Genomic DNA, 2,821 nt, shown 5'->3' with positions numbered 1-2,821 from the left:
TAGTTTATATGAGCCGCTTTTGTATTCCTTCTCTCTTAGCAGGAATTTTAAATTTTGCTGATAATTTTCCTCTCCATAAGGAGTGTAGTAACCATGTATTCCGTCATAGGGGTTGTAAGGATACGGCACCCACAAACCGGTTATGATGCCTCTGGGCACTTCGGGATAGCCGGTATATTTCGGTTTATGTTTTACCTTGTCGTAGCGATAGCCAAGATCAAAGCCTACATATTTGGTTATTTGAATTTCATCTCCGATATAGCTTGCCGTAGTCGTAGTTTGTACCGGGATCAGATAGGTGCTCACCGCAGTGGTATTGTTTCTGAGCTGACCGTTCATATGATAGATAGTCTGGGTTCGGTATTCCTGCATCAGGGGTTCTACCAAAAAATATCTGATCCCACCATTGCGAGTTACCCGCATAAAATCCGTCTCTATTGGTCATAGATTTATCGGTCCTGTCTAAAAGCCCGCCGTATGATATAGAGTTCTCTATGGTGTCAAATAGGCTAATGTCTTTCTCAAAATCTAAATTTACTTGCTGAGTTTCGGTATCTAGCGTTCTGTCGGAATATTGAACCTCTTCATAGCCGCCCGTTCCAGGAGTTATGAAATATAAATTATGCTCTTGTATTATATCTGTTCCGCCCCACCAATTGGGTCTTGTTACCGACGCATCCGAGGGATCTTTTTTTATCGTTCCGTAAACTCTTCCGTCTGCGAGCGTGTGAGTTTCTATCTCTCTATCAACGAATTCATAATTATAGCCCGGGCCTATGAGCCATTTGTCGTAGTCGTAATTTTCTCTAAGCACTCTAATCTTTTTGGAACAGTCTATTTTAGAGCAGTCCAAGTAGACTCCCTTTCTGATTTTATAATCGTCATTTAATCTTAGTATGTTGCCCGAGCCGTCCCTAATAATATAATCATCCAAATCGACTTGTTGAGAATCAGCAGTTAACTGTTGTTTATTTTTATCCAAAACGGTATGGGTATTTGAGCTCGAATCCAGGTGCATTCCGGATGGATTTTGTATATTCATACATTCATTGCCTTGGCAGCCCTCTCTGTTTATCGCGCGGTTTTTAATACTCTGCTTCGAGTATGAAATTTTAACGTGATCCCAAAACGGCGTTTCGCTGAAATTTTCGTAGCTAAACTGCACATTTTTTCTATCGGAGCTATCATGGTTGGTCCTGTTTCCATATCGCTCCGGAGCATCCGGACGGCTACCGCTTCTTAATGTATAAGACAAGTCCTCGCCGTCGGAATTTTGCTTCGAGTCGTCTATCGCGACGGAAAATCTATTCTCGTCGCCGGGTTGAAATCCGACTTTTACGAGCGTGCTCTTCTTGGTTATGGTGTATGGGTCTGCCTTTTCGCGAGTTTTTCCTATATGAAGTTTGTCCTCTTTACTATCATATATGTCGTAGAAATAGTTTTTTCTTTCATGTCCGTGCCTATCGGTATTTATAACCAAAAGATCAAACCAGCCGTATCTAGCTGCACCGGTGAAGGAGTGAAAATTTTGACTATCGACGCTTTGATAGCCCTGCTTAAAGCCGAAATGATAGTTCTTTTCCGTCAAGAAATCCCTAGCGTCTTTGGTTTCAAACATAACCGATCCGCCGAGTGCGCCGCTTCCCGCTTTTATGGAGTCGGCTCCTTTAGTGATATTGGCCGTTTTGACGTTTTCCATCTCTACGCCGTTTCTTGTGTTATTAAAATTTCCATACCCTTCAAAGAGGTCTTTAAAGCCCTGCGAGCTTAGAGTCTCCGCTTGGCGAAGTCCGTCCACTGTGATAGCCACGCGGTTTTCGTCCACGCCGCGAACGGCGTATCCGCTAGCGCCGAATCTGCCCGTCTCGACCGCTGTGATACCCGTTTGGTATCGCACCAAGTCTCTGCTATCGGTGATCTGCTGCTTCTTGATAGTCTGCGCGGTAGTTTTAGTTTCGCCGACCTTTTGCTCGGCTACGCTTTGCGAATCGACATTGCCCGTTACCTGGATAGTTCCCAGTTCTTGTGAGTTGGCCGGCTCTTCCGCGTAAAGCGAGCCATAAAAGAGCAGCGAGGCATAGAGAGAGAGAGAGAATCTTCTAAACATTCATATTTCCTTACTTAATGATTATAGAATTGATTATTAACGCGGCGAATAATAATACAAAGATTTTTAATGTTTAATTAAATTGCAGTTTAAATCCAAGTATAAATTTTAAATGGCTAAAATTTTGATTTTTAAGAAGTAAAAAATTTTGAATAGTCAAGAAATGCGTAATAGACGCATTTTAAGCTTTAATATAGCGTTAAATTTTGCAAAGCGTTTTTGAAACGGCTAGCAAAAATACTGAAAATTATAAAAGGGCGAATGATAATAAAGCGCATTTTATAATATGTAACGCGCTTTTTTAATTATGATATTTTTACCGGTAATTTTAAAATTTTATACCCAATCGTTACGTTATAAATTTAGGATTTTAATTGATTGTCGTCTCGCGAGATTTATTAGTAGGTTTATTTATCAGCGCCGCAATAGGGCAAAATTTTGTTTGGTAAAATTTACATCGTGCTATAAATTTTATGCGCCGCGAAATTTTGAAATTTTGTTTTGCACAAATACGGCGAGCGGCAAAATTCTATCTTACAAATAAATCATATCGCTATGCTGCGGGCATCGATAATCTACTCGTTTATTCAGCCAAATTAACCCATACCGCCGCAAATTTTATGTTTTAAAATTTCGCGCCGAATCTTTCGCGGCTAAAAAATACCTCGCAGAGCCGCCGTGCCCTCTACATGCCTGTACGGTAAGAAATAATGC

General features: G+C 41.0%; 1 protein-coding gene and 1 pseudogene. Both read right to left on the bottom strand.

Going from position 1 to position 2,821, the window contains the following annotated elements:
• Positions 1-306 (bottom strand): annotated as a pseudogene (locus Q0277_RS00280) (TonB-dependent receptor); the annotation flags it as partial.
• Positions 248-2,107 (bottom strand): TonB-dependent receptor plug domain-containing protein, encoded by a 1,860-nt coding sequence (locus Q0277_RS00275; protein ID WP_297994316.1) that lies wholly within the window; start codon positions 2,105-2,107, stop codon positions 248-250. The gene Q0277_RS00275 and the pseudogene Q0277_RS00280, both read right to left, overlap by 59 nt.
• Between the last annotated feature and the right edge of the window lie 714 nt (positions 2,108-2,821).

This window comes from uncultured Campylobacter sp. (assembly GCF_938030815.1).
In the GTDB taxonomy this organism is placed as follows: domain Bacteria; phylum Campylobacterota; class Campylobacteria; order Campylobacterales; family Campylobacteraceae; genus Campylobacter_B.
The sequence above is the reverse complement of the archived record's forward strand: the minus strand, read 5'-3'. Positions and strand labels throughout refer to the sequence as shown.

Excerpts from the sequence above, each read along its gene's own strand:
- Q0277_RS00275 (WP_297994316.1), bottom strand. The coding sequence starts at position 2,107 with ATGTTTAGAAGATTCTCTCTCTCTCTCTATGCCTCGCTGCTCTTTTAT.